The 952-nt window shown below is 54.3% G+C and carries 2 pseudogenes; one reads left to right on the top strand and one right to left on the bottom strand.

The features are described 5' to 3' along the window. Window positions 1–30: 30 nt before the first annotated feature. Window positions 31–312 (top strand): annotated as a pseudogene (locus tag F1381_RS29035) (aminotransferase class I/II-fold pyridoxal phosphate-dependent enzyme); the annotation flags it as partial. On the opposite strand, the pseudogene tdh reads toward F1381_RS29035, so the two are convergent. Then, window positions 240–893 (bottom strand): annotated as a pseudogene (gene tdh, locus F1381_RS27835) (L-threonine 3-dehydrogenase); the annotation flags it as partial. The pseudogenes F1381_RS29035 and tdh overlap by 73 nt on opposite strands. Window positions 894–952 lie beyond the last annotated feature (59 nt).

The following is a 952-nucleotide window of genomic DNA, read 5'->3' as shown; positions in this document are numbered from 1 at the left end:
GTGCTGATTGCCACCGATGGTGTGTTCTCGATGGACGGCGTGATTGCCAACCTGAAGGGCGTTTGCGATCTGGCAGATAAATACGATGCCCTGGTGATGGTAGACGACTCCCACGCGGTCGGTTTTGTCGGTGAAAATGGTCGTGGTTCCCATGAATACTGCGATGTGATGGGGCGTGTAGACATCATTACCGGTACGTTGGGTAAAGCATTGGGCGGGGCTTCTGGTGGAATACCCAGCATCGCAATACGACCGCCGTGGTTCATGGTGTCGAGCATGGTACGAAACGCTGGCGGCGCACCGGACATTTCCAGACCGACATCAAAGCCTTCGGTCATGCCCAGTTCTGCCATCACATCATTAAGGTTTTCTTTAGCGACGTTAACCGCACGGGTGATACCCATTTTGCGTGCCAGCTCAAGGCGGTATTCGTTAACATCAGTGATCACCACATTGCGTGCACCAACGTGTTTCGCCACCGCCGCAGCCATAATACCTATCGGACCTGCACCAGAGACCAGCACATCCTCGCCAACCAGATCGAACGACAGCGCGGTATGCACGGCGTTACCGAAGGGATCAAAAATGGAAGCCAGGTCGTCGGAGATATTGTCCGGGATTTTGAAGGCGTTGAACGCCGGAATCACCAGATACTCGGCGAAGCAGCCCGGACGGTTAACACCGACGCCGATCGTGTTGCGGCACAGATGGGTACGACCGCCACGACAGTTGCGACAGTGACCGCAGGTGATATGGCCTTCGCCAGAAACGCGATCGCCAATCTTGAAGCCTTTCACTTCCTGACCAATACCTACCACTTCACCGACATATTCATGGCCCACGACCATCGGCACCGGGATGGTTTTTTGCGACCACTCATCCCAGTTATAGATGTGAACGTCAGTCCCGCAGATGGCTGTTTTACGGATTTTAATCAGCAGATCGTTATGCC

It is taken from the genome of Paenibacillus tengchongensis (genome assembly GCF_008973665.1).
Lineage (GTDB): Bacteria > Bacillota > Bacilli > Paenibacillales > Paenibacillaceae > Paenibacillus_AQ > Paenibacillus_AQ tengchongensis.
The sequence above is the reverse complement of the archived record's forward strand: the minus strand, read 5'-3'. Positions and strand labels throughout refer to the sequence as shown.